The sequence below is a fragment of the Streptomyces sp. NPDC020898 genome, from assembly GCF_044333925.1.
Taxonomy (GTDB): domain Bacteria; phylum Actinomycetota; class Actinomycetes; order Streptomycetales; family Streptomycetaceae; genus Streptomyces.
Window position 1 is genome coordinate 195752 of the sequence record NZ_JBIRRV010000010.1, and the last position, 24285, is coordinate 220036.

At 69.7% G+C, this 24285-nt stretch carries 21 protein-coding genes; 6 read left to right on the top strand and 15 right to left on the bottom strand.

Annotation, left to right across the window (positions count from 1 at the left end; genetic code table 11):
* Positions 1-31: 31 nt before the first annotated feature.
* The 9 genes from gatB to ACH4TV_RS29510 form a co-directional block, all read right to left on the bottom strand.
* On the bottom strand, positions 32-1552 hold the full coding sequence (gene gatB, locus ACH4TV_RS29470) for an Asp-tRNA(Asn)/Glu-tRNA(Gln) amidotransferase subunit GatB (protein WP_398403293.1): 1521 nt from the start codon (positions 1550-1552) through the stop codon (positions 32-34).
* Between the two features lie 15 nt (positions 1553-1567).
* Entirely contained in the window at positions 1568-1810 is a 243-nt protein-coding gene (locus ACH4TV_RS29475) for a hypothetical protein (protein WP_398403295.1), read from the bottom strand.
* Complete coding sequence (gatA, locus tag ACH4TV_RS29480) at positions 1807-3306, bottom strand: Asp-tRNA(Asn)/Glu-tRNA(Gln) amidotransferase subunit GatA (RefSeq protein ID WP_398403297.1); 1500 nt, start codon at positions 3304-3306, stop codon at positions 1807-1809. Before gatA ends, ACH4TV_RS29475 begins: the two co-directional genes overlap by 4 nt.
* A gap of 5 nt (positions 3307-3311) precedes the next feature.
* Positions 3312-3608, bottom strand: a complete 297-nt coding sequence (gene gatC, locus ACH4TV_RS29485) for an Asp-tRNA(Asn)/Glu-tRNA(Gln) amidotransferase subunit GatC (protein ID WP_190154674.1) — start codon at positions 3606-3608, stop codon at positions 3312-3314.
* A 185-nt stretch (positions 3609-3793) separates the two neighbouring features.
* Positions 3794-6124, bottom strand: a complete 2331-nt coding sequence (locus ACH4TV_RS29490; protein WP_398403299.1) for a putative bifunctional diguanylate cyclase/phosphodiesterase — start codon at positions 6122-6124, stop codon at positions 3794-3796.
* A gap of 250 nt (positions 6125-6374) precedes the next feature.
* Positions 6375-8570, bottom strand: a complete 2196-nt coding sequence (ligA, locus tag ACH4TV_RS29495) for an NAD-dependent DNA ligase LigA (RefSeq protein WP_398403301.1) — start codon at positions 8568-8570, stop codon at positions 6375-6377.
* Positions 8571-8585: 15 nt separating this feature from the next.
* Complete coding sequence (locus tag ACH4TV_RS29500; protein WP_398403303.1) at positions 8586-9593, bottom strand: methionine synthase; 1008 nt, start codon at positions 9591-9593, stop codon at positions 8586-8588.
* 161 nt (positions 9594-9754) lie between these two features.
* Positions 9755-10456: an SDR family oxidoreductase gene (locus tag ACH4TV_RS29505; protein WP_398403305.1), complete on the bottom strand. Its 702-nt coding sequence runs from the start codon at positions 10454-10456 to the stop codon at positions 9755-9757.
* An 18-nt stretch (positions 10457-10474) separates the two neighbouring features.
* Complete coding sequence (locus tag ACH4TV_RS29510) at positions 10475-11014, bottom strand: TIGR00730 family Rossman fold protein (protein WP_398403307.1); 540 nt, start codon at positions 11012-11014, stop codon at positions 10475-10477.
* A 61-nt stretch (positions 11015-11075) separates the two neighbouring features.
* Between ACH4TV_RS29510 and ACH4TV_RS29515 the strand changes: the two genes are divergently transcribed.
* On the top strand, positions 11076-11408 hold the full coding sequence (locus tag ACH4TV_RS29515; RefSeq protein ID WP_398403309.1) for a DUF427 domain-containing protein: 333 nt from the start codon (positions 11076-11078) through the stop codon (positions 11406-11408).
* Here the strand turns inward: ACH4TV_RS29515 and ACH4TV_RS29520 are convergent.
* The 6 genes from ACH4TV_RS29520 to ACH4TV_RS29545 form a co-directional block, all read right to left on the bottom strand.
* The gene (locus tag ACH4TV_RS29520) at positions 11378-12682 is read right to left on the bottom strand and encodes an ATP-grasp domain-containing protein (RefSeq protein WP_398403311.1); all 1305 of its coding nucleotides are present in this window, start codon (positions 12680-12682) and stop codon (positions 11378-11380) included. The two genes, ACH4TV_RS29515 and ACH4TV_RS29520, sit on opposite strands and share 31 nt — an antisense overlap.
* An 84-nt stretch (positions 12683-12766) precedes the next feature.
* Positions 12767-13729 carry a quinone oxidoreductase family protein gene (locus ACH4TV_RS29525; RefSeq protein ID WP_398403312.1) on the bottom strand — a complete coding sequence of 321 codons (963 nt, stop codon included), beginning with the start codon at positions 13727-13729 and terminating at the stop codon, positions 12767-12769.
* A 48-nt stretch (positions 13730-13777) separates the two neighbouring features.
* On the bottom strand, positions 13778-15139 hold the full coding sequence (locus ACH4TV_RS29530; protein ID WP_398403314.1) for a methylaspartate mutase: 1362 nt from the start codon (positions 15137-15139) through the stop codon (positions 13778-13780).
* Positions 15136-15630, bottom strand: a complete 495-nt coding sequence (locus tag ACH4TV_RS29535; protein ID WP_398403316.1) for a cobalamin-dependent protein — start codon at positions 15628-15630, stop codon at positions 15136-15138. The genes ACH4TV_RS29530 and ACH4TV_RS29535 overlap by 4 nt, the downstream gene beginning before the upstream one ends.
* A gap of 61 nt (positions 15631-15691) precedes the next feature.
* Complete coding sequence (locus ACH4TV_RS29540) at positions 15692-16840, bottom strand: fatty acid desaturase (RefSeq protein WP_398403318.1); 1149 nt, start codon at positions 16838-16840, stop codon at positions 15692-15694.
* A gap of 369 nt (positions 16841-17209) precedes the next feature.
* Complete coding sequence (locus ACH4TV_RS29545; RefSeq protein WP_398403320.1) at positions 17210-18496, bottom strand: MFS transporter; 1287 nt, start codon at positions 18494-18496, stop codon at positions 17210-17212.
* A 737-nt stretch (positions 18497-19233) separates the two neighbouring features.
* Between ACH4TV_RS29545 and ACH4TV_RS29550 the strand changes: the two genes are divergently transcribed.
* From ACH4TV_RS29550 to ACH4TV_RS29570, 5 genes are all read left to right on the top strand, one after another.
* A complete protein-coding gene (locus tag ACH4TV_RS29550; protein WP_398403322.1) occupies positions 19234-19980 on the top strand; it encodes an SDR family NAD(P)-dependent oxidoreductase in 747 nt (248 codons plus the stop codon).
* Positions 19981-20060: 80 nt separating this feature from the next.
* A complete protein-coding gene (locus ACH4TV_RS29555) occupies positions 20061-20387 on the top strand; it encodes a YciI family protein (protein ID WP_398403324.1) in 327 nt (108 codons plus the stop codon).
* Between the two features lies 1 nt (position 20388).
* On the top strand, positions 20389-21735 hold the full coding sequence (locus ACH4TV_RS29560) for a PLP-dependent aminotransferase family protein (RefSeq protein ID WP_398403326.1): 1347 nt from the start codon (positions 20389-20391) through the stop codon (positions 21733-21735).
* Positions 21732-23039, top strand: coding sequence for an ATP-grasp domain-containing protein (locus tag ACH4TV_RS29565; RefSeq protein ID WP_398403328.1), 1308 nt, complete (start codon positions 21732-21734; stop codon positions 23037-23039). Before ACH4TV_RS29560 ends, ACH4TV_RS29565 begins: the two co-directional genes overlap by 4 nt.
* A gap of 51 nt (positions 23040-23090) precedes the next feature.
* Complete coding sequence (locus ACH4TV_RS29570; protein ID WP_398403330.1) at positions 23091-24200, top strand: LLM class flavin-dependent oxidoreductase; 1110 nt, start codon at positions 23091-23093, stop codon at positions 24198-24200.
* Positions 24201-24285: the final 85 nt, after the last annotated feature.

A 24285-nucleotide genomic window follows, 5' to 3' on the forward strand; every position in this document is an offset into this window, starting at 1 on the left:
GCGCCCCCAGGTACTGCCACGTGGCTCAGTCTCAGCCCTCGCTGACGCCCAGCTGCTCAAGGATCAGTTCCTTGACGCGGGCCGCGTCGGCCTGTCCCCGGGTCGCCTTCATGACCGCGCCGACCAGGGCGCCGACCGCGGCCACCTTGCCGCCGCGGATCTTGTCCGCGATGCCCGGGTTGCCGGCGATGGCCTCCTGGACAGCGGTGTTGAGCGCGCCGTCGTCGGAGACGACCTTCAGGCCACGCTTCTCGACGACCTCGTCCGGGGTGCCTTCGCCCGCGAGAACGCCTTCGATGACCTGGCGGGCCAGCTTGTCGTTCAGGTCGCCGGCGGTGACCAGTGCGGTGAGCCGGGCGACCTGCTCGGGCGTGATGGCCAGTGCGTCGAGCGAGGTGCCCGACTCGTTGGCGCTGCGCGCGAGTTCACCCATCCACCACTTGCGGGCCGAGGCCGCGTCGGCACCGGCGTCGATCGAGGCGACGATCAGGTCGATGGCACCGGCGTTGAGGATCGACTGCATGTCGGTCGCCGTGACGCCCCACTCCGCGAGGAGCCGGTTACGGCGGACCAGCGGCAGCTCCGGCAGCCCGGCGCGGATCTCCTCGACCCACTCACGCGAGGGGGCCACCGGCACCAGGTCCGGCTCGGGGAAGTACCGGTAGTCCTCGGCCTCCTCCTTCACACGGCCCGAGGTCGTCGACCCGGTGTCCTCGTGGAAGTGCCGGGTCTCCTGGATGATCGTCCCGCCCGAGTTGAGTACGGCGGCATGCCGCTGGATCTCGAACCGGGCGGCGCGCTCCACCGAACGCAGCGAGTTGACGTTCTTGGTCTCGCTCCGGGTGCCGAACTTCTCACGGCCGTGCGGGCGCAGCGACAGGTTCACGTCGCAGCGCATCTGGCCCTGCTCCATGCGGGCTTCCGACACACCGAGCGCCTTGATGAGCTCGCGCAGCTCGGCGACGTACGCCTTGGCGACCTCGGGAGCGCGCTCACCGGCGCCCTCGATCGGCTTGGTGACGATCTCGATGAGGGGGATGCCGGCGCGGTTGTAGTCGAGGAGCGAGTGCGAGGCGCCGTGGATACGGCCCGTCGCGCCACCGACGTGCAGCGACTTGCCGGTGTCCTCCTCCATGTGGGCGCGCTCGATCTCCACCCGGAAGGTCTCGCCGTCCTCCAGCTGGACGTCGAGGTAGCCGTTGAAGGCGATCGGCTCGTCGTACTGGGAGGTCTGGAAGTTCTTCGGCATGTCCGGATAGAAGTAGTTCTTCCGGGCGAAGCGGCACCACTCGGCGATCTCGCAGTGGAGCGCGAGGCCGATCTTGATGGCCGACTCGATGCCGATCGCGTTGACGACCGGAAGCGCGCCGGGCATGCCGAGGCAGGTCGGGCAGGTCTGCGAGTTGGGCTCGGCGCCCAGTTCGGTGGAACACCCGCAGAACATCTTGGTCTTGGTGCCGAGTTCGACATGGACTTCGAGGCCCATGACTGGGTCGTACGACGCCAGCGCGTCCTCGTACGCCACCAGTTCGGTGTCGGTCGTGGTGGTCACTGTGAAACTTCCCTCTCAGCCCAGCAGGACGTCGTCGTCGCCCAGCCGCTTCAGCTCGCGGTAGAGGATGGCGAGGCCGGTGACGATGGCGGCGGCGGACACGGCCGCGTCGATGAGGCGCAGCGTGTCGCTCTCCAGGCGGGCCTTCTTGGCCTGCTTGGCGACGCTGACGGCACCGAACGCGGTGGTCGCGATGGACAGATACGTGCCGGACCTGGACTTCTTGAAGCCCTTGGCCTTCGAAAGAGCCTTGCTCACAGCGACGGAGCCTCCTCGAGCAGCGGGTGCCCCCACTTTTCCACGAAGGCGGCCTCGACGGCCGCGCCGACCTTGTAAAGACGGTCGTCCTGGAGTGCCGGGGCGATGATCTGCAGACCGACCGGGAGCCCGTCCTCCGGTGCGAGACCGCAGGGCAGGGACATGGCCGCGTTGCCGGCCAGGTTGGTCGGGATGGTGCAGAGGTCCGCGAGATACATCGCCATCGGGTCGTCGGCGCGCTCGCCGATCGGGAAGGCGGTGGTGGGCGTGGTCGGGGAGACGATCACGTCCACCGACTCGAACGCCTTCTCGAAGTCCCGGGTGATGAGCGTACGGACCTTCTGGGCGCTGCCGTAGTACGCGTCGTAGTAGCCGGAGCTGAGCGCGTACGTGCCGAGGATGATGCGCCGCTTGACCTCGGGGCCGAAGCCCTCCGCGCGGGTGAGCGAGGTGACCTCTTCGGCGGAGTGCGTGCCGTCGTCGCCGCTGCGCAGGCCGTAACGGAGCCCGTCGAAGCGCGCGAGGTTGGAGGAGCACTCGGAGGGCGCGATCAGGTAGTACGCGGACAGCGCCAGGTCGAAGGACGGACAGTCCAGCTCGACGATCTCGGCGCCCAGTTCCTTCAGCAGCGCCACGGACTCGTCGAAGCGCTGGATGACGCCGGCCTGGTAGCCCTCGCCGCGGAACTGCTTGACGACGCCGACGCGCATGCCCTCGACGCTGCCGTTGCGGGCGGCCTCGACGACCGGCGGGACCGGGGAGTCGATCGAGGTGGAGTCGAGCGGGTCGTGCCCGGCGATGACCTCGTGGAGGAGCGCGGCGTCCAGGACCGTACGGGCGCAGGGCCCGCCCTGGTCGAGGGAGGACGAGAAGGCGACCATGCCGTACCGCGAGACGGCCCCGTACGTCGGCTTGACGCCGACCGTGCCGGTGACGGCGGCGGGCTGACGGATGGAACCGCCGGTGTCCGTACCGATGGCCAGGGGCGCCTGGAAGGAGGCGAGCGCGGCGGAGGACCCACCACCGGAACCACCGGGGATGCGGGTGAGGTCCCACGGGTTGCCGGTGGGCCCGTACGCGCTGTTCTCGGTGCTGGACCCCATGGCGAACTCGTCCATGTTGGTCTTGCCGAGGATGACGACGTCGGCGGCCTTCAGCCGCTTGGTGACGGTCGCGTCGTACGGCGGAATCCAGCCTTCGAGCATCTTGGACCCGACGGTGGTCGGAATGCCCTCGGTGGTGAAGATGTCCTTGAGCGCGAGGGGTACGCCGGCCAGCGGACCGAGCTTCTCCCCGCGCTCGCGCTTGGCGTCGACGGCACGGGCCTGGGCGAGAGCGCCCTCCCGGTCGACGTGGAGGAAGGCGTGCACCTTCTCGTCGACGGCCTCGATCCGCGCGAGGTGGGCCTCGGTGACCTGGACGGCCGTCAGCTCGCCCGAGGCGACCTTCGCGGCGGTCTCGGCGGCGGTGAGCCGGATGATGATGTTGTCCGTCATGGTGATTAGTCCTCCCCCAGGATCTGCGGCACCTTGAAACGCCGCTGCTCCTGGGCGGGGGCGCCGGAGAGCGCCTGCTCGGGGGTGAGCGACGGACGGACCTCGTCCGCGCGCATGACGTTCGTCAGCGGCAGCGGGTGCGAGGTCGGCGGTACGTCTTGGTCGGCGACCTCGCTGACGCGGGCGACCGCGCCGATGATGTCGTCGAGCTGGCCTGCGAAGTGGTCGAGCTCTTCGCCCTTCAGCTCCAGACGCGCCAGCCGTGCGAGGTGGGCGACCTCCTCGCGCGTGATGCCAGGCATGCAGCGATCCTCTGGGTGAGTGCGGTGTGGGTTTTGGCCCCAATCCTAGAGGGCAGGCGGGACAACCCATGCACGGGTTTACCGCAGCGCACCCGAGGCCGCCGATGGCGAGTGACCCCCACAGGCGACGTCAGCCTCTTGAGAGACGGTAAACGGGTGGTGCGCGGGTGGGAGATCTCCCCGAATCACTCCGCGGCCGGCAAAGCCGCCCGCGGCCGCTGCCACCCACGAGTCCCCCGCGCCAGCAACCACGCCGTGGCCTCCTCAGGAGGCATCGCGGCGGCGACCAGCCACCCCTGCACCGCGTCACACCCCAGGTCCCGCAACCGCTCCCACGTCTCGTCGTCCTCCACGCCCTCGGCGACCACCAGCAGCCCCAGAGAATGCGCGAGATCCACCGTGCACCGCACGATCTCCGCGTCCTCCGTGTCCACCACGAGCCGCCCCACGAACGACCGGTCGATCTTCAGCTCGCTCACCGGCAGCCGCCGCAGATGCACCAGCGACGAGTACCCGGTCCCGAAGTCGTCCAGCGACATCTTCACACCGTGCGCGGTCAGCGCGGCCAGCGTGTCCGCGGCCTTCTGCGGGTCCTCCAGGAGCACGTGTTCCGTTATCTCCAGCTGGAGCGCCCCCGGCGGGACCCCGTGCCGGGCCAGTCGCGCGGCGACCGATCCCGCGAACCCGGGCGAGTGGACGTCGCGCGGGGAGACATTGACGGCGACCGGGACGAACAGCTTCTGGGAGCGCCACTTCGCGACCTGTTCGAGCGCCGTCTCCAGCACGTACTCCGTGAGATGGGGCATCAGCCCGGACGACTCGGCGATCGCTATGAACTCGTCCGGCGGTACCTTCCCGCGCTCCGGGTGCACCCACCGCACCAGCGCCTCCAGGCCTGCGACCTGCCCGTCGAAGCGCACCTTGGGCTGGTAGTGCAGTTCGACCTCGTGCGCGTCGAGCGCGCGCCGCAGGTCACCCAGGAGTCCGAGCCGGTCCGGGGTGTTCGAGTCGCGCTTGGACTCGTACACCTCGACGCCCGTGCGGTCCCGCTTCGCCTGGTACATCGCGACGTCCGCGCGCCGCAGCAGCCCCTCCGCGTCGAGCGAGTGGTCGGGGAAGACAGCGAGGCCGGCGCTGGCCTCCAGGACGAGGGTGAGTCCGTCGAGGTCGAGCGGGGAGCCGAGCACGGTGACGAGGTTGCGGGCGACACGGATGGCGGACGTCGTGGAGTCGACGACCGGCAGTAAGACGGCGAACTCGTCACCGCCGAGCCGTGCGGCCTCCGCCCCGCGCGGCAGGGCGAGGCGCAGCCGGTCCGCTATCTGGAGGAGGAGGCGGTCACCGGCGAGGTGGCCCAGCGTGTCGTTCACGGAACGGAAGCGGTCGAGGTCTATGAGCATCAATGCGGCCCGCGCGTCGATGCGTTCGGCATCGTCGAGGGCCGTCCAGGTCCGCTCCAGGAGCCACTGTCTGTTGGGCAGTCCGGTCAGCGGGTCGCGCAGTTGTTCCTCGGCCCGGGCCCTGGCTATCCACAGGGTGGAGTCGAGGGCGATGAGGGGGATCGCGAAGAGGGGCAGCAGGATCGGCAGGGCCACGGCGACCACGCAGATCAGCGGCGCGATACCGAGCAGTGCGATCGCGACCAGGCCCTGTCTGACCAGGGCGGAGCGGGCGACGGTGGGCAGTCCGCCGCGCGGGGCGTGCAGATACCAGAGCAGGGTGCGGGTGACCGCGAGGTAGGTGACCGCGATCAGGATCACCTCGGGCGCCGTGTAGACCGTCCAGGTCTGCGGGTTCCACGGTGTCTCGACGGACGGGACCCGGCCGAACGCGGCGAGCACGAGCGCGCCGGCGCCGATGCCGAGGATGTCCACCGCGCCGTGCAGGATGCCCTGCCGCCAGCGGTGGCGCCGGGCTATGCCGACCAGGACGACGACGGTGAGGCTGACCATGCCGGCCGGCACCCAGCCGTACAGCAGGAGTACGGCGAGGGTGAGGGCGGCGCCCGATCCGGTGCCGCCCCACCAGCGGGCGCGGCCGAGGGCGACGAGGTGGCCGACGATGACGCCGGTGAGCACGGCGAGAGCCCAGCCGACGGTGCCGGACGGGAAGAGCGCGTCATGGCCGGTGAAGCCGCGGTAGAAGCCGGCGCCGAGGACGAACCCGGCCACCGAGACGACCACCGGGGGCAGCGCGGGCCATGACAGCTGGCGATCGGGGTCCTGGTCGTGCAGCCGCTCGGCGCGTTCCTCTGCGGTGAGATGGGCCGTCAGTTGGGCCGACACCCTGCTGTCCGCGACGATGCGCTGCCCGGTGCCGCCTGTCCCGCCTGCCTGTCCGGTCGTACGTGCGCCGACGCCCGCCCGTTCCAGGAACCGTGCCGCCCGGCGGGCCGCCCCCGGTTCTCCACCGGGCTCGGGCCGGCCCGCGAGGAGGGCGGAACCCCAGCGCCAGGCGCCGGATATCCGGCTCCGGCGCAGCCGCGAAGGAGGGGCGGCGCTTTCGGTCGGTTCCATTCCCGTCCCTCTCACAGCCGGCGGTGCCCACGCCACGCGGTCCGATGCCCGACAACCGTCAACGGCACCGCGTCCGAACCGCATCCGAGCACGGCAGGCGCATACGTCAACAGTAGGCCGCAGAAGGCTTCCAGGGGCAGCGGTCGACGACGGTTGCCCGAATGCGACCCGGCCACCCGTATGCATCTGGTATGCGCCGATCGGGTGGTGTTCAACCCCGCCCCTCCCCTGCTCCTCTGGTGCTCCTGCGCTACTCCTCGGTCGGAAGAGCTGCTTCGGCCGCTGCCTCCGGTCCCTGTTCGAGCAGGACGGCGAAGCCGTCCTCGTTCAGAACAGGCACCTTCAGCTGCATGGCCTTGTCGAACTTCGAACCAGGATTGTCACCCACAACCACGAAAGACGTCTTCTTCGAAACAGAACCGGTCACTTTTGCTCCACGGCTCTGCAGTGCCTCCTTCGCGCCGTCCCGGGTGTGGTGTTCGAGGGTGCCGGTCACCACGACGGTGAGTCCTTCGAGCGGGCGCGGACCCTCGTCCTCGCCGGACCCCTCCTCCTCCATACGGACTCCGGCGGCCCGCCACTTGCGGAGGATCTCCTGGTGCCAGTCGACCGCGAACCACTCCTTGAGCGAGGCCGCGATGATCGGGCCGACCCCGTCCGTGGTGGCCAGCTCCTCCTCGGAGGCCTGCTCAATGCGCTCGATCGAGCGGAATTCGCGGGCCAGCGCCTCGGCGGCGACCGGCCCGACGTGCCGGATCGACAGACCGGTGATGACCCGGGCCAGCGGACGGTCCTTGGCGGCGGCGATGTTGGCGAGCATCGCGACCGCGTTCTTCCGGGGCTCGCCCTCCTGGTTGGCGAAGACCGTGGCGATCTTCTCCTCGCCCGTCTTCGGGTCCCGCTTGGGCAGCCCGCTGTCCTGGTCCAGGACGTACGCCCTGATGGGCAGCAACCGCTCGATGGTGAGGTCGAAGAGGTCGCCCTCGTCGACGAGCGGCGGCTCGGCCGGCTCCAGGGGCTTGGTGAGCGCGGCGGCGGCGACGTACCCGAAGTTCTCGATGTCCAGGCACTTGCGCCCGCCGAGATAGAACAGGCGCTCCCTCAACTGGGCCGGGCAGGTACGGGCGTTGGGGCAGCGGAGGTCGATGTCGCCCTCCTTCATCGGCCGCAGCGGCTCCTCGCACTCAGGACACCTGGCCGGCATCTCGAACGGCTTCTCCGTGCCGTCGCGCAGGTCGGCGACCGGGCCGAGGATCTCCGGGATGACGTCACCGGCCTTGCGCAGCACCACGGTGTCGCCGATCAGCACACCCTTGGCCTTGACGACGTCCTGGTTGTGCAGCGTGGCGAACTCGACCTCCGAGCCGGCCACCGTCACCGGTTCGACCTGCGCGTACGGCGTGACCCTGCCCGTACGGCCCACGCCCACGCGGATGTTGATGAGCTTGGTGTTGACCTCCTCGGGCGCGTACTTCCAGGCGATCGCCCAGCGCGGGGCGCGGGACGTCGAGCCGAGGCGGCCCTGGAGCGGGATCTCGTCGAGCTTGACGACGACCCCGTCGATCTCGTGCTCCACGGAGTGCCGGTTCTCGCCGTAGTTCGCGATGAACGCCCGTACGCCGTCGAGGTCGTCGACCACCTCCGCGTACCGCGTGGTCGGCAGGCCCCATTCGTGCAGCAGCGTGTACGCCTCGGAGAGGCGGCTCAGCGGGTCGAAGCCCTCCAGGGCGCCGATGCCGTGGACCACCATGTGCAGCGGGCGGGTGGCGGTGACGCGCGGGTCCTTCTGGCGGAGCGAACCGGCCGCCGCGTTGCGCGGGTTGGCGAACGGCTTGTCGCCGCCCTCCACCAGACGGGCGTTCAGCTCCTCGAACTTCTCCATCGGGAAGTAGACCTCGCCGCGGATCTCCACCAGCTCCGGGACGCGGTCGCCCTTCAGCCGGTCCGGGATCTCCGCGATCGTCCGCACGTTGGGCGTGATGTCCTCGCCCGTGCGGCCGTCACCGCGGGTCGCCGCGCGCACCAGACGCCCCTTCTCGTACGTCAGGTTGACGGCGAGACCGTCGACCTTCAGCTCACACAGGAAGTGGTGCGCGGAGGCGCCGACGTCCTTGTGGACGCGCTCCGCCCACGCCGCCAGTTCCAGGTCGTCGAAGGCGTTGTCGAGGGAGAGCATGCGCGAGCGGTGCTGTACGGAGGTGAAGTCCGTCTCGTACGCCCCCGCGACCTTCTGGGTCGGGGAGTCGGGCGTGCGCAGCTCCGGATATTCCTCCTCCAGCGCCTCCAGGGTGCGCAGGAGCTTGTCGAACTCCGCGTCGCTGACGACGGGAGCGTCGTTCACGTAGTACCGGAAGCGGTGCTCCTCGACGCGCTCGGCGAGCTGGGCGTGCCTGTCGCGCGCCTCGGCGGGCACCGATGTGGTCTGTGCGTGCTGTTCGCCGGCCACCGTATTGTCCTCCCGTTACTCTGGGTTGTCCGCGAGTGATCTCGCCGCCTGGGCGCAGTGGGCGAGTGCCTGTCGCGCGTACTGCGGGGAAGCGCCCGCGAGTCCGCACGACGGAGTGATCGTGACCGCCTCCGTGAGAAGCCCCGGATGCAGCCCCAGCCTGCGCCACAGCGACCTGACACCACTGACGCTACCGGCAGGGTCTGACAACGGGGCATCCGTGCCCGGCACGACACCGGCGAACAGTCGCGTGCCGCTTTCGACGGCCTCGCCGATCACGTCGTCGTCACGCTCGGTGAGGAGCGAGAAGTCGAAGGAGACGGCCGCCGCACCGGCCCGGCGGAGCAGGGCGAAGGGCACGTCCGACGCGCAGGAATGGACGACCACCGACCCGCCGCCGTCGCCGTGTACGCCGATGACCTCGCGGAGGGTCGCCTCGACGACCTGGCGGTCCGGGGCGCGGTACGTGTGGTAGCCGCTGGCGGTCTTCACCTGGGCGCGCAGTACGGCGATGAGGGACGGTTCGTCGAGTTGCAGGACGAGTTGGGCGCCGGGCACCCGGCGGCGCAGCTCGTCGAGGTGGAGGCGGATGCCTTCGGCGAGGGAACCGGCGAGGTCGCGGCAGGCGCCGGGGTCGGAGAGTGCCAGCTGTCCGTTCCTGAGTTCGAGGCTCGCGGCGAGGGTCCAGGGGCCCACCGCCTGCACCTTCAGCTGTCCCTCGTACCCCTGGGTGAACTCCTCCAGCGCGTCGAGGTCCTCCCCGAGCCAGGAACGGGCCCGCTTGGTGTCCCGTCCCGGCCGGTCCCCGAGCCGCCAGCCGCTGGGCTCCACGCGCGCGTACATCTCGACGAGCATTCCGGCGGTGCGGCCGATCATGTCGGCGCCGGGGCCGCGGGCGGGCAGTTCGGGGAGGAAGGGGAAGTCGTCGAAGGATCCGGTGGCCGTCTTGACGGCCTCCAGGGAGTCGCTGCCGGGCAGGGAGCCGACGCCGGTGGCCGGGCCGAAGGTGGGGTTCGCGTTCACCTGGGGAAGCCTACGTAGTTCGTGGAGCGGGCGGTGCGCTGGTGCGGGCCCTGGTTTCCTCGCCCCCGCCGCCCCTACCCGTCCCATCCCTGGGGCTGCCGCCCCAGACCCCGCTACGGCCCTCAACGGGCCTCGTCCTCAAACGCCGGACGGGCTGAAGGTCAGCCTCGGCCCGGGCGTACCGTCACGTCGTTGATCTCCGCGTCGCGGGGGAGGTCCAGGGTCAGCAGGATGGTCGTGGCCACCGACTCCGGGTCGATCCACTTCGACGGGTCGTACTCCTTGCCCTCCTGCTGGTGCACCTTCGCCTGCATCGGGCTCGCCGTACGCCCCGGATAGACCGTCGTCACCCGCACCCCCGCCCCGTGTTCCTCCTGACGCAACGAGTCCGCCAGGGCCTTGAGACCGTGCTTGGACGCGGCGTACGCGGACCAGTCTGCGCTCGCGCTCAGGCCGGCGCCGGAGTTGACGAACACCACCTGGCCCTGGGACAGCCGGAGTTGGGGCAGGAAGTGCCGGGTCAGTTCGGCGGGGGCGATCAGGTTGACGTTGAGCTGGTGGCGCCACGTCTTGGGGGTCAGCTCGCCGACCGGGCCGAGATCGACCACGCCCGCGATGTGGAGGAGGGAGTCCACCCGCTCCGGGAGCGTCTGGTGGGAGAACGCCCAGGACAGGCGGTCCGGGTCGGCCAGGTCGCCCACCAGGGTCCGCGCCCCCGGGAACTCCGCCGCCAACTCCTTCGCGCGGCCCGCGTCACGCGCGTGCAGCACGAGTTCGTCCCCGCGCGCGTGCAGCCGCCGTGCGACCGCCGCCCCGATGCCGGACCCCGCCCCGGTGATCACATGTGTAGCCATGCCCTCCATGCTCGCATCACCCGGCGCTCACTCGACGCCCCGGCTCTCTTCCAGGTACGCCAGCGCGCCCACCGGCTCCTCCGCGAAGAACACCAGGTCGGTAAGCGGGCGGGGCAGGAAGCCCTCGGTCTCCATGCGGCGGAACTGTTCCTTCAGGCCGTCGTAGAAGCCCGCCGTGTTCAGCAGCACCACCGGCTTGTCCGTCCTGCCGTGCTTCTTCAGCTCCAGGATCTCCGTGGCCTCGTCGAGCGTTCCGGTACCGCCGACCATGATCACGACCGCGTCCGCTTTCTCCAGGAGGAGCCGCTTCCTTTCGGCGAGGTCCCCCGCGATCACCATCTCGTCGGCGCCCGGCCGCGCCTTGGCCGCCAGGAAGCCCACCGAGACACCCAGCAGCCGGCCGCCCGCCTCCTGCACGCCGTCCGCGACCACCTTCATCAGCCCGACGTCCGAGCCGCCCCACACCAGGGTGTGCCCGCCCTTGCCCAGGAGTTTCGCGAACTCCCGCGCGGGGCGCGTGTAGCGGTCGTCCAGATCGGCGGCGGAGAGGAAGACACAGATGTTCATGCCGTTCACCGTACGCGGGAGGATCCGGGAACAACTGGGGCTCCCCGAACGCTTTTCCGGTATGGCTGAAGGACACACGATCACCATCGAGCAGAACACCGAGCGCGTACGGGTCGTCCACGGCGGCCAGGTGCTCGCCGAGAGCACGCGGGCCCTCGTCCTGCGTGAGACCGGCTGTCCCCCGCGGTACTACCTCCCCGCGGAGGACGTCCGCCTCGACCTGCTGACGCCCTCCGAAACCCACTCGTACTGCCCGTTCAAGGGCACGGCGTCCTACTGGTCTCTCCCGGACGCCGCCGACCTCGTCTGGGCGTACCCCGAGCCGAAGCCCGAGGTGGCGCAGATAAAGGACCACCTCTGCTTCTACGAGACGGAGACCGTGGAGACTGTCTGATCCGCAGAGACTGTCTGGTCCTCGACCGGTTCCGTCACGAACCGCACCCCCGCCTCCAGTTTCCGGGCCAGTGCCTGGGCCTCCTCCGGGGTGTCCGCGCCGACCGCGATATGGCCGACGCGGTTCCAGACGGAGCGGTGCTCGGCGACGACGGTGCCGGGGGCGATGGCCAACTCCGCGTGGATCAGGGCGGGGTGGGCCAGTACGTCGTCCCAGCCCTCGATCGCCGTCAGGCGGCCGGGCGGCGGGGTGAGGAAGCGGATCGCGGAGCCTCGTACGGGCTTCAGCGCGGCCTTGTCGATCGGCCTGCCCAGGACGTCGTCGTAGACGATGCCGAACCACTCCAGGCCCGGGATGACGTGCGGCAGCATGCGGTGGATCCAGCCGCCGGCGTTGCGTACGTGGACCTCGCCGAGGACCACGCCCCGCTCGGTCCACCACAGTTCGACGTGGAACTGGCCGAAGCGCAGCCCCAGGGCCGTCAGGGCGGCGAGGACCTGCTTCTCGATCTCGGCGGCCGTCGTGTCCGGCAGGATCGCCGGGATGACGTACTCGATCTCGAAGAAGTTGGGCGGCGGGAGCAGTTCCTTCGAGGTCAGGGCCAGCACGTGGGGAGCGCCGTCGATGAACACCCCCTCCGCGCTGTACTCCGGGCCCTCCACGAACTCCTCGACGATGAACGACGCCCCCTGAGCAGGCCAACCGGGCAGGAAGGCCAGGGCCGACGCCAGCTCGTCCGCCGACTCGATGCGGGTGACGCCCTCGCTGCCCATCGCGTCGCGCGGCTTCACCACCCAGGGGCCCGTGGAGTCCGCCAGGAAGTCGCGGGCCTCCTTCTCGTCCGCACAGACCCGGAAGGCGGGCTGGAGGAAGCCCGCGGCGGTGAGGTGGGCGCGGGCCTCGTCCTTGGTGCGGACGCGGTGGACGGCGTCCGGCGTGTTGCCGGGCAGACCCAGCGCGTCGGCGACCTCGGCGACCGCCTCCTGCGCCATCTCCCGTACGCCGAACACGACTTCGTACCGGTCACCGGCCGCGATCCGGTCGCGCACCCACGCGGCGCTCTCGCCGCGCACGGAGAAGTCGACCGCCGAGACGGTGTCGGCCAGGGCGCTGACCGTCGGAGTGGCCGCCAACGTGGCTTCCTGGTTGGTGACATGGATGCGCAGGCCACGGGCCTGGGCCTCCCTCAGGGCCGCCTCTACGACGTCCACGCCAAGGGTGGCGTTTCCGGCGCCGCCGACGAAGAGGAGGTGAGGGCTGCTCGCCTCGGCCATGTGTGCTCCCGGGTGATGGAATTACCGACGGTGGTGGGGGTGTGGGGTGTTGGGGTGATCTGGTTACTCATGCGCACTCTTGGATCAGGGCGTGAGCAGGAGCTTGCCCTGGGTGGCGCGGCTTTCCAGGAGGCGGTGTGCCTCGGCGGCGTCCGCGAGCGGGAGGGCCGCGTGGAGCAGGGGTTTGATCACCCCGGCCGCGAGGTGGTCGAAGACGGCGCCGCCTGCCGCGCGCAGCGTCCGGGCGTCGTACACGTAGTCCTTCATCGTCGGGCGGGTCAGGAACAACGAGCCGCCGCCGCGCAGGAGTTCGACGTCGAGCGGCGGTACGGGCCCGCTGGACAGACCGCACAGGGCGAGTGTGCCCCGGCGGCCTAGGCTGCGGAGGCTGGTGAGGTGGGTCGTGGCGCCGACCGAGTCGTAGACCACGTTCGCTCCCTGACCGTGCGTCAGATCCCGTACGGCCTCGTCGAATTTGTCGTAGCCGAGGGTGTGGTGGCCGCCCGCCGCGCGGGCGGTCTCCTCCTTCTCGGGGGTGGAGGCGACGGCGACGACGGTGGCCCCGCGGGACGCGGCCAGCTGGACCAGGAGCCGGCCGAGGCCGCCCGCCGCCGCCAGAACGACCACGGTCTCGCCCGCGGCGACCGGGTGCGTCTCGTGGGTGAGGTAGTACGCGGCGAGGCCCTGGAGCGTCACGGCGGCGGCCTCGGTCAGGTCGACGCCGTCAGGGACCGGAATCAGCTTGTCCTCGGGGACCAGCGTGTACTCGGCGTAGGCGCCCAGCTGGGAGGCGTACGCGACCCGCGCACCCGGCGCGAACCCGTTCGCGCCCTCGCCGACGGCCTCCACCACACCGGCGGCCTCCTGGCCCGGGGTGAAGGGGGGCTCGGCGGGATAGGTGCCGTCGCGGTAGTAGACGTCGATGTAGTTGACGCCGGCGGCGGTGTTGCGGACCAGTACCTGGCTGGGGCCGGGGACCGGCAACTCGGTCTGTTCCAGGCGGAGTTCGGACGGGCCGCCGGGCCGGGTGACGCGGATGGACTGCATGGTTGTCTTTCCACTCCAGGATCGTGCGGTGCGGGTCGTGGGTTCGGGTCAGGACGGGGCTACGGGTGTGCTCTCACCGAAGACCCCGAGGAAGTAGTTGATGTCCGAGGTGAGCCCCTTCACCATCTCCCCGAGGCGGGACTCCCCGCCCACGGCGAGGCTCTGTTCGTTGTCCCTGCGGGTGCGGGCGGAGAACGGCAGTGATCCCGTGGCGAAGTAGCGTATGGCACCGTCGGCCGCGCGGCGCGGAATGATCTCCGAGCGCGCCGAACGGCTGGCACTGAACGGGATGTCGATCCGCCCCTCCTCGAAAGCGGCCGGAATCTCCTTGTACAGATCGGCAGTTGAGAGGATCGGTTCGACGATCTCGGCCACCTCCCGCAGGATCCACTCCAGTTCGGTGCCGATGCGGTCCTCGTCGAGCCTGATGAAGTCGAGGAGCGGGGAGTTGGCGCGCGAGGCGAGCAGTAGTCCGTCGATGTTGGCGCGGGTGTCGGGGATGCCGTGCGCCTCCTGGTACGTCTTGCTGATCAGCTTGCTCGCGCCGCCGAGCCGGGCGACGAGGGCGCCGTAGAGGATGAGGTCCTCGGCATGGGGCCGCTGCTTCGGGAACACCCCCATGAACTCGTGGAGTACGGCGTGGACTTCGATGTCCGTCGGCAGATAGCGGGCCGCCAGTTCCGGGATGGCCCGCAGGGCGGCCACATCCTGCTCGAAGTGGCCGCCCTGCGGATACGCCACCGAGATGCACCGCACGCCCTCGCGCGCCGCCGCCACCGCCTCCAGCACACTGATCGCCAGCGAGATCGACGGCGGGATGAGGACGGCGGTCAGGGTGCCGAACGTCTCGCGGTCCACCACCAGTCCGTGCCGGGCCAGTTCACCGCAACGGGCGTCCACGTCCCGCCAGGCCGCGAGCGACTCGGCGAGCGGCACGTCCTTGCAGTACGGCAGGTTGTACGAGATCCCGCCGCCCTCGAAAGAGGTGATGCCGGACGCCACCGTCACCTCGAACAGCAGCCGTGCGTCGGGCGTCCCGTGCCGTATCTCCAGCGGCGCGGCCACCGCCTCGTTGAGCTGACGCCCCTTGACCCAGCCGTGGGTGACCAGCGGATAGCCGTTCAGGTCGGCGGGGTTGTGCTCCAGGACCCTGCGGGCGCTGTCGAACTGCTTCAGTCGCGTGTACGAGTCGATGGTGAGCGTGAGGATGTCCGGGCGGGCGTGCCGTTCCAGGTCCTGGAGCAGGGTCGTCATCTGGGCGTGCGAGCCGACCCCGCAGCGGGGTTGCAGCGCGAACCGCCCCGCCGCCCGCGCTTCCCGCAGCACCTCGGCGACGGTGGGTTTCCCCAGCTCCCGTACGTAGGCCACGGACTCGGCGAGCTCGGGAAGCGGCACAAGGGCGTCGCTCATGAGGCGGCGACCGGGGCCGCTGCCGTGCTGCGGGCCCTCAACTCGTCCAGTGCCGTGGGCAGTTCGCCCAGGTCGGACAGGACGACGTCGATGCCGAGCGCGTACAGCCGCTCATGGTCGGCGGCGCCCTTGTAGCTGCCCACGGACAGGTTGCCGCCGAGGATCACCGGGCAGCGCAGACGGCCGGCGGCACGAGCGGCGGGCAGGTCCTGGAGGTCGGCGTGGGCGTGCCCGTTGAGGCTGCCGATGATCACCGCCTCGGCCTCGGGGTGTTCGGCGTGGGCCGCGGCGAACTCGGCCACCGAGGTGCAGGCGCCGAGATTGACCACCTGGAAGCCTTCGGCGCGCAGCGCGTGGGCGATGAGGTGATTGGCCACGACATGGCTGTCGCTGGCCGCTACACCGAGAATGACGGTACGTGTTTCTGTGTCCTGCCGCATGGAGAGCCCCCGGGGTATTCGAAAGGAATCACTGGGCGAATGTCGACCCATTCCGGCCAAATGTCGACCGGCTGTTGGCTGAGCGCGGGCGGAGTTTGCGCAGTGCGGGAACTCAGTCGTCGAATGCGGCGAAGAGTTCCCGTTTGCTGACCTCACGCAGCCGCGCGACATTGAATTCCTCCGGGTCGGCGACGGACAACGAGTCGAAGACCAGATTGATCGCGGGCACGAGGCCCCAGACCTGAATGTAGGGCGGCCAGCCGGGGCTGCCCTTTTCCAGGTCTGCCTGGCGTTCGAAAATATAGTTGGCCCACCGGGGTGTGGACGGATACCGGTGATGGAAGTCGTGGACGACCGTGTCCCCGGTGAGGACGAGATAGCGCGCCGGCGCGTGCACGAACAGCATGCGCAGGGCCCACCCTCCCCAGGCAGCGGCCTTCCGCAGCGGCGGCAGTTCGGCGGTGGGGGCCGCCTCGCCGATGAAGATGGCGTTGGTCAGGCCGCCGAAGTACTCCTTGCCGCGCCGGACGGTGAGGTCCCGGCCCGGGAAGGTGTGCTTGACGCACAGCCGCAGGGTGTTGCTGATCTGGAAGAGCAGGACCAGCGGGACGAACCAGACGATCAGCAGGGCCTGCCAGGTCCCGGTGAGGACGGTGGCGGCGACGGCGGTCGGGTAGAGGACGAGGAAGGTCGCCTTCTCGGCCCGCGCCGAGCCGTGCCAGAACGAACGGGCGCGCGCCACCAGGAAGTTCAGGTGGAACCAGGGCGACACCAGCTTGCCGAGGACGCGTCTCCACATCTGCCGCCGGCTCATCCCGGGGTGCAGGTTCAGGCTGATCAGGAAGGCCTGGACGGTGGGGTCGCGCAGGGTCATGTGGTGGGCCGCGTGGTGGTCGCTGACGTGCTCGCGGCTGTAGCGGACGAAGTTCTGGATCACCAGGACGCTGGAGGTGAGCCGGCCTATCGCGGTGTCCAGGCGCCGTCTTCGGTACATGTTCCGGTGGGAGCACTGGTGGTAGATCATCATGCGGAGGTTGCGCATGCCGTGCAGGGTGACGGCCCAGCCCGCCGGCACCAGCAGCAGCCAGGCGCCGCCGAGGGCCAGTCCGGTGCAGCCGGCGGCGACGCCGAAGGCCATGGAGAGATATGCCGTCAGGAGATGGAATCCCGGTGTCCACCAGGACAGGGGGCTCTGTCCGGGCAGTGCCTTTCCGGTGAAAAGGGTGAGTGGGTACTGGGTGAACCGGGGCAGAGCGCGCATGGTTTCGCGAGGATCTGAATAATCCGCAATGCCTTCGGTCCGGTAGCCACTGTCGATGGCTGCCATCGCACTCCTCTAGGTCAGGGATCTGAGGCGTCTGATATCCGGTGGCCCGGTCGGGAACTCGGGATATCGACGCACGAAAGGTCTGTGACTGGGTGCGTGGTCGATCCTGACAGGCGGTCACCCGCAAGGTCAACCTTTTGTCGAGAAGCTGAACGAATCACGATCGACGGACGATCGAGGGGCAATCGATTGGCAAGGAAATGGACAGGGAATCGCCAGGGAATGGCGGAGGAATACCGAACCGCCACCCGGCGACTCAGCCGGAGGGAACAGAACACGGGAATGCCCGATACGCGCGCGAATTCACGCGGGTGTGGCGGGGGCGTCCTGGGTGCGGGGTGGTTCCGGCTCGGGGACGGGCTCGGGCAGGACCCTGCGGACCCGGACCGGCGAGAGGAAGACGGGCAGGAAGGCCGTCGCCATGAAAACGCCGCCCACCCACAACGTGGCCTGGACGCCTACGAGTTCACCCAGCACACCGGAGATCGCGGCACCGACCGCCAGGGCGCCCGTCAGCAGGAACCGGAAGGTCGCGTTCATGCGGCCGAGCAGCGAGCCGGGGGTCATCCGCTGGCGCAGGCTGACGCCGAGCACGTTGTCCATGCCCACCTTGAACATGGCCAAACACCATCCGGCGCCCGCGAGAAACAGCCATGGCCCCCGGTCGACCAGCGGCACGAGCAGTCCAGCAGGCGCCAGACAGACCCCGGCCAGACCGAGCGTGCGGCCGAATCCGAGCCGGGCGGCGATGGGCCGCGCACTGCGCGCGCCGATCAGCAGACCGATCCCGCCGGCCCCCCAGAACAGGCCCAACGCGGCGCCGGGGAGGTCGAGTTCGCGGACGAACCAGATCGGCAGCATGGTGTTGATGACGGACGAGCCCAGGTTGGCCAGGGCCGCGGTGAGCACCAGCGCCCGCAGCTCCCGGTTGCCGAAGACATGCCGTACGCCCTCGGCGATCTGGGTGCGCAGCCGGTTGCCCGCCCCGGTCCTCTTCGCGGCGGCCGGCGGGGTGCGCCGGATCGCGATGAGCCCGAGCCCGGAGGCCAGATAGGTGCCGGCCGAGACCAGTACGGCCGCGGGTGCGGTGAGCAGCGAGACGAGCCCGCCGCCCGCGCTGCGGCCCAGTACGTTGCCGGCGGCGATCAGCGTGTTGATGTCGGCGTTGGCCTGAACAAGCGCCTCTTTGCCGACCAGTTGGGGCAGCACGCTCTGTGAACCCACGTCGAAGAACACCGTGGCGCAACCGCTGACCAGGACGACCGCGTAGAGCTGGCCCAGGGTGAGGGCGTCCAGCCACCAGGCCACCGGTACGGAGACGTAGAGCAGGGCGCGGCACAGGTCGGCGGCGATGAGCACCCGGCGGTGACTGAGCCGGTCCACCCAGGCCCCGGCCGGCAGGCCGATGACCAGGAAGGCGATCGTGCTGAGGGTGGCGAGGGCACCGACCTGGCCGGGTCCGGCGTCCAGCGCCGCCACGGCGACCAGGGGTATGGCCACGTAACTGATGTTGCTGCCCAGCTGACTGAGCGCGGAGGCGGTGAACAGCGTGCGGAAATCGGCTGTCCGCCATGGGGAGTCGGGTCGCATGATCCGTTCGTCCGGTGGGGTCGGTGAAGGCGGAGAAGAGAGCGCACGACAGGGCGGGAGCAGGTGGGGGGCTCCCGGGAACCTACGGGCGCGGCGGGCCCGGCCGGGGCGCGGCCCGACGTACGGCCGGGTCGGCCGGCGGGTCTGACGCAGCCCGACAGAAAGGCGCAATTCCCTGCCGTCTTGGCTGGAAAACACCCGCCAGAAGATTGTTCACTCTTGCCCCCGTTCCGCTTCTGCCTCTTCGGGATGGCCGAAGACCGCCCCTTGAGGATGGCGCCTGAACCGGTTCGCTTCCCAGGTTCCCGACGCCATTTCATCGACTGTTCACAGTACTTGCCCGAGCGGTGCAGCATACTTCCGAAGCGCCCGGACGACCGGCGCACACTACCCGGTCGGTGCGGTGTGAAAGCAAGGATCGCCGGTATCCGTGTGTCACGGCAAGCATGCGAGGGAATTTCCGGAACTCGTTGACAACGACCGAAGTCAGATGTGATCGTCTTGGAGGTGCCGAGGGGGCGGCCACCTTCTGTGCCAGTTTGTTGCGTGCGTCGGAGCGACACCGCAGACCGTACTTGCAACACAGCACACATCGTTCGCGTCACAGCACACACCATCGCCACTCGCAGCCCGATCACGACTCGGGCCGATTGGCGTGGCGTTCTACCGAGCTTCCCTCACCAGGGCCCTGCTCGTTCAGGGTCGCCGACATCAGTAAAGTTTGGGTGAAAAGCAACGTGACTGCTCGTACCGCGCTTCTGATCGGTGCCGCCGGGGGAATTCTCTCCGAGGTGGCCAGAGGTCTCGCGAAGGAAGGCACCTCACTCGTCCTGTTCGACAGGAACGAGGAGACGGTCACCCGCCTCGCGGACGAACTCGCCGGCGTGACCAAGACCGAGGCGGTCGTCGGCGACATCACCGACATCCCGGCCGCCGAGCGGCAGCTGACGGAGATCGTCGCGCGCCACGCGCCGTCCGTTCTGGTGAACGGCGTCGGCGGCGACACCCGGGTCATCGGATACACGGATCTCGACCGGAGCCATTTCGAACAGACCCATCTGGAGAACGTGATCAGCACCTGGATCGCGATCAAGGTCTGCGCACCCCGGATGGCCGAGGACGGATACGGCCGCATCGTCAACTTCGCCTCGGCGGGCGGCCGTACATACAGCCACTTCAACAACGCCGCGTACGTCGGCGCGAAGGCCGCCGTGATCGGTATGACCAAGCAGCTGGCGTACGAACTGGCCGGAACCGGAGTGGTCGCGAACGTGGTCGCGCACGGGCCGATCGCCACCGACCGGGTCGCCGGCGCCTTCGAGCGCCGTACCGAGGAGTCGAAGAAGGACGTCCTGGGGCGGCTGCCCATGGGGCGGTACGGCACCGTGCCCGAGGCCGTCGGCAGCGTGCTGCACCTGTGTTCCGAGAGCGCCGGCTACTCCACGGGGGCCGTGATCGACATCAACGGCGGCCTCTACATGTGACCCGTTCGCGGGCGGATCTCCTCACTCGCCTCGCGCCGCTCTACGCGCGTTGGCCTGATTCCCACTGCAAGGAGCTTGGTGTGGCGAAGTTTGTCGTCGAATTCGAGTACAACGTCGACCGGGCCGGGCGCCAGGGCCTGCATCCGGCACACGCCGAGAACCTCTACCGGCTGGCCGACAGCGGTGTGCTGCTGCTCGGCGGACCACTCGTCGGCGAGAACTCCGGACTTCTCCTGTACGAGGTGGAATCCCGCGAGGAACTGCAACGAATTCTCGACGAGGAGCCCTATGTCAAGGGCGGCGTCGTGGCCACGACGCGAATTCGTGAATGGGCGCCGGGAAAGGGAAGCTGGATCGCCCGGCTGAATATGCCGGAGGAAGTACCGGCCGCGAAGGGAACCCACTGATATGACCGTCACGACGGAACCGACCGGCACGGCAGCGCCGGTGTCTTTCGCCCTCGACTCCCTGCATGCCGGAATCGCCGATCCCAGCATGGATTCCATGCGCATCCTCAGTGAGACGGCGCTGCGTTTCCCCGACGCGCTCTCCTTCTCGTCGGGAGCGCCGTATGACGGAAACCACGATCTGGCCAATCTCACCTTCTACATCGACCGCTATGTCAAGCATCTGCGTGACAAGGGCGTCCCCGAACAGCGCATCACCCGGCTGCTGTTCCAGTACGGACCGGTCAACGGTCTGATCCAGGACGAGGTCGCCCTGATGCTGAAGCAGGACGAGGGCATCGATGTCCCGTCCGAGGCGATCATGATCACGCACGGCTTCCAGGAAGCCGCACTGGTCGCCCTGCGCGGCCTGTTCGCCTCCCCCGACGACGTCCTGCTGTCGGTGTCCCCGGCGTATGTCGGCATCCTCGGCGCCGCCCGGATGCTGGACGTTCCCGTGCGGGGCGTCCTGGAGGGCCCCGAGGGGCTCGACCCGGAGGCGGTGCGCGCCGCGGCCCGCGCCGTACGCGCCGAGGGCAGGCGTCCGGCCGCCCTCTATCTGGTGCCGGACTTCTCCAACCCGTCGGGGACGGTGCTGCCGCTCGCGGCGCGGAAGAGGCTCCTGGAGGTCGCCGCAGAGGAGGACTTCCTGATCCTGGAGGACAATCCGTACGGACTGTTCGCGCGGGACGGCGAGTCGATGCCCACCCTGAAGTCCCTGGACGCCACCGGCCGGGTGCTGTATCTCGGCTCGTTCGCCAAGTCGGCGTTCCCCGGTGCCCGGCTCGGCTATCTGGTCGCCGACCAGGAGGTCACCGACGCCGGCGGCACCACGCGGACACTGGCCCAGACGCTGTCCAAGGCGAAGGCGATGTACAGCGTCGGCTCCTCCACCCTCTCGCAGGCCGTGATCGGCGGTTTCCTCGTCGAGCAGGGCTACGATCTGCGGTCGGCGACCCGGGAGTTGGCGGCCGTCTACCTGGAACGCCTCGACGCGGTGCTGGCCGCGCTGGCCGCGGAGTTCCCGGCCGGCGGCGACCACGGCGTCACCTGGAACACCCCGCGCGGCGGCTTCTTCCTGACCCTGAAGGTGCCGTTCACCGCCGACCTCGCGGTCATGGAGCGCTCCGCCCGTGATTTCGGGGTGAGTTGGGCGCCGATGAGCATGTTCTACCTCGAAGAGGGCGGCGACCGCGAGATCCGGCTCGGCTTCAGCAACCTGGCTCCCGAGGCGATTCGGGAAGGCATCGCCAGGCTGGCACGCTTTGTCGCGGACACTCCCCGCGACATACCCGGAGGACAGCAATGAGCACCACTCCCGATACCCGCACCCCTGAGCACCCGGCTGCCGATGTGTCAACTCCCGTCGCTCCCACGGTTGTTGTGGTCGACGGCTACGGAGCCGGCAACTTCTACCCCGCCGCGTTCGCCGCGCTCGGCGCCCGGATGGTCCATCTGCAGACCACGGTCGATCTGATGCCGACGATGACGGCGCCGAACCTGACGGCGTACGAGCAGAACATCGTGAGCCCGGACGAGGCCGCGCAGGCCGAGCTGGTGGGCGCGCTATCCCCGGTCGCCGTGGTGCCGGGGCAGGAGTTCGCGGTGGAGGCGGCCGACCGGGTCAGCGAGGTGCTCGGGGTGAAGTCCAACGGCACCGCGCTCACGCCGGCCCGCCGGGACAAGTACGAGATGATCGAGACGCTGCGCCGCGCGGGGGTGCGCTGCGCCGATCAGTTCAAGAGCGACGACGCCTCACTGATCGTCAAGTGGGCTGAGGACCACGGCAGTTGGCCGGTCGTGGTGAAGCCGCTGGACTCCGCGGGGTCGGACTCGGTGTTCGTGTGCCGGGACGCCGGTGAGGTGCTCAGCGCGGCCGGGACCATCCTGTCCGGCGAGACGCTGTTCGACGTCGCCGTGACCACCGAGGTGCTGGTCCAGTCGTATCTCAAGGGCACCGAGTACATCGTCGACACGGTCAGTGCGGACGGCCGGCAGTATGTCTGCGGGGTCTGGGAGTACGAGAAGACGCTGCTGCCGACCGGCCGGAACATCTACAACCGGGACATCCTCGTGGCCCCGGACGCCGACCCGGTGCCGGCCCTGATCGCGTACGTCACCGAGGTGCTCGCGGCGCTCGACGTGCGCTGGGGGCCGACGCACGCGGAGGTCATCGTCACGGACGAGGGCCCGGTCCTGGTGGAGATCGCCACCCGCCTCAACGGCAACCTGAACCCGGCCTTCCACGATCTGTGCCTGGGCCACAACCAGGCGGGGCTGGCCGCGCTGGCGTACCTCGCCCCGGAGGAGTTCGTCCGGCGGTACGGCGGCGGGGTGTACCGCAAGCTCCAGTCCGGCTACACCTACAACGCGCCCACCGCCCTGGACGGCGTCGTGGCGGCCGTGGACCAGGAGGCCGTGGCGGCGATCGAGGCGTTGTCCAGCACCGTCGTCACCGGCGTCAAGTACCGGCCGGGGGCGCGCATCCGGCCCACGGCCGACCTGATGACAGCCGCGCTGCGGATCTGTCTGACCTCGCCCGACGACGACCGGCTGGCCGCCGACTACGAGCGGGCGCGGGAGCTCAAGGACGCGGTCTACCAAGTGAACTGACGTTACGTCAGTTCCATTCAACGGCGCTCAGTCCCAGGGGGAGGATTCGCAGTGCACAGCCGCATGGGTCTGTTCCTTTCGCCCGTTCACGAGACGGGTCAGGATCCGCATCTGGCGATCCACCGCGACCTCGACCTGGTGGAGCTCGCCGACCGGCTCAACTTCGACGAGGCCTGGTTCGGCGAGCACCACACGCTGGGCTGGGGGCTGGTCGGCGCCCCGGAGACCCTGATCGCCGCCGCCAGTCAGCGGACCCGGCAGATCAGGCTGGCCCACGGCGTGGTGCCGCTCTCCGGGCACCACCCCTTCCACGTGGCCAGCAGGGCCGTACATCTGCACCACCTCACCCGGGGCCGCTACATCCTGGGCGTGGGTCCTGGCGTGCCGTTCGACGCCACGATGTTCGGTCTGGACGGCGCGGAGCAGCGCAGGCGGCTGGCGGAGACGCTGCCGACCCTGCTCGAACTCGTCAACGGCGAGGAGCGGGTCACGCAGCGGACCGACTGGTACCAACTGGTCGACGCCAAGCTCCAGTTGCCGCGTTTCGGCCCCGGCCCGATCGAGGTGGCGCTGGCCACCTCCGGCACCTCGGTGGCCAGTCCCCGGCTGATCGGCCGGTACGGGCTGAGCATGACGTCCTTCGCGCTGCCCTTCGGACTGCCGGCGAAGGGCGCCTCGGAGCACCTGGGCCTGGCCCAGCAGTGGAAGCACGCCGAGGAGGCGGCCGACGAGCACGGGCGGACCCTGCGCCGCGAGGACTGGCGCATCGCCCTGCCGGTGCATGTCGCCGAGACCCGCGCCCAGGCCTTCGCCGAGGTCCGCGAGGGCTACGACCGGTGGCTCTTCGAGTACTTCGGCCGGATCTCCGGCCGTGATGTCCTCCCGCCCGGCGCCGATCGTCACCGGGCGCTGGAGGACCGGGTGGCGGCGGGCGGCGCACTGGTCGGTTCGGTCGACGACGTGGTGGCCCAGATCCGATGTATGGAGGAGGCGACCGGCGGCTTCGGCACGCTGCTCGTGTACGTCGCCGACTGGACGTCGTACGAGAACACCAACCGCAGTCTCGGGCTGCTGGCCCGGCAGGTGGCCCCGCGGATCAACGGGGCCGCCGCCCGCCCGCAGGAGGCCGTCGACCGGGCGGTCGCGCGGCGGGGCCGGTAACCGGACCCGAACAGCGTTCACATCCGACGGTGTTGTCCCGGAGAACCCGGTGGCAGCGCCGCCCGAATCGAGCCAACAAGCCGAG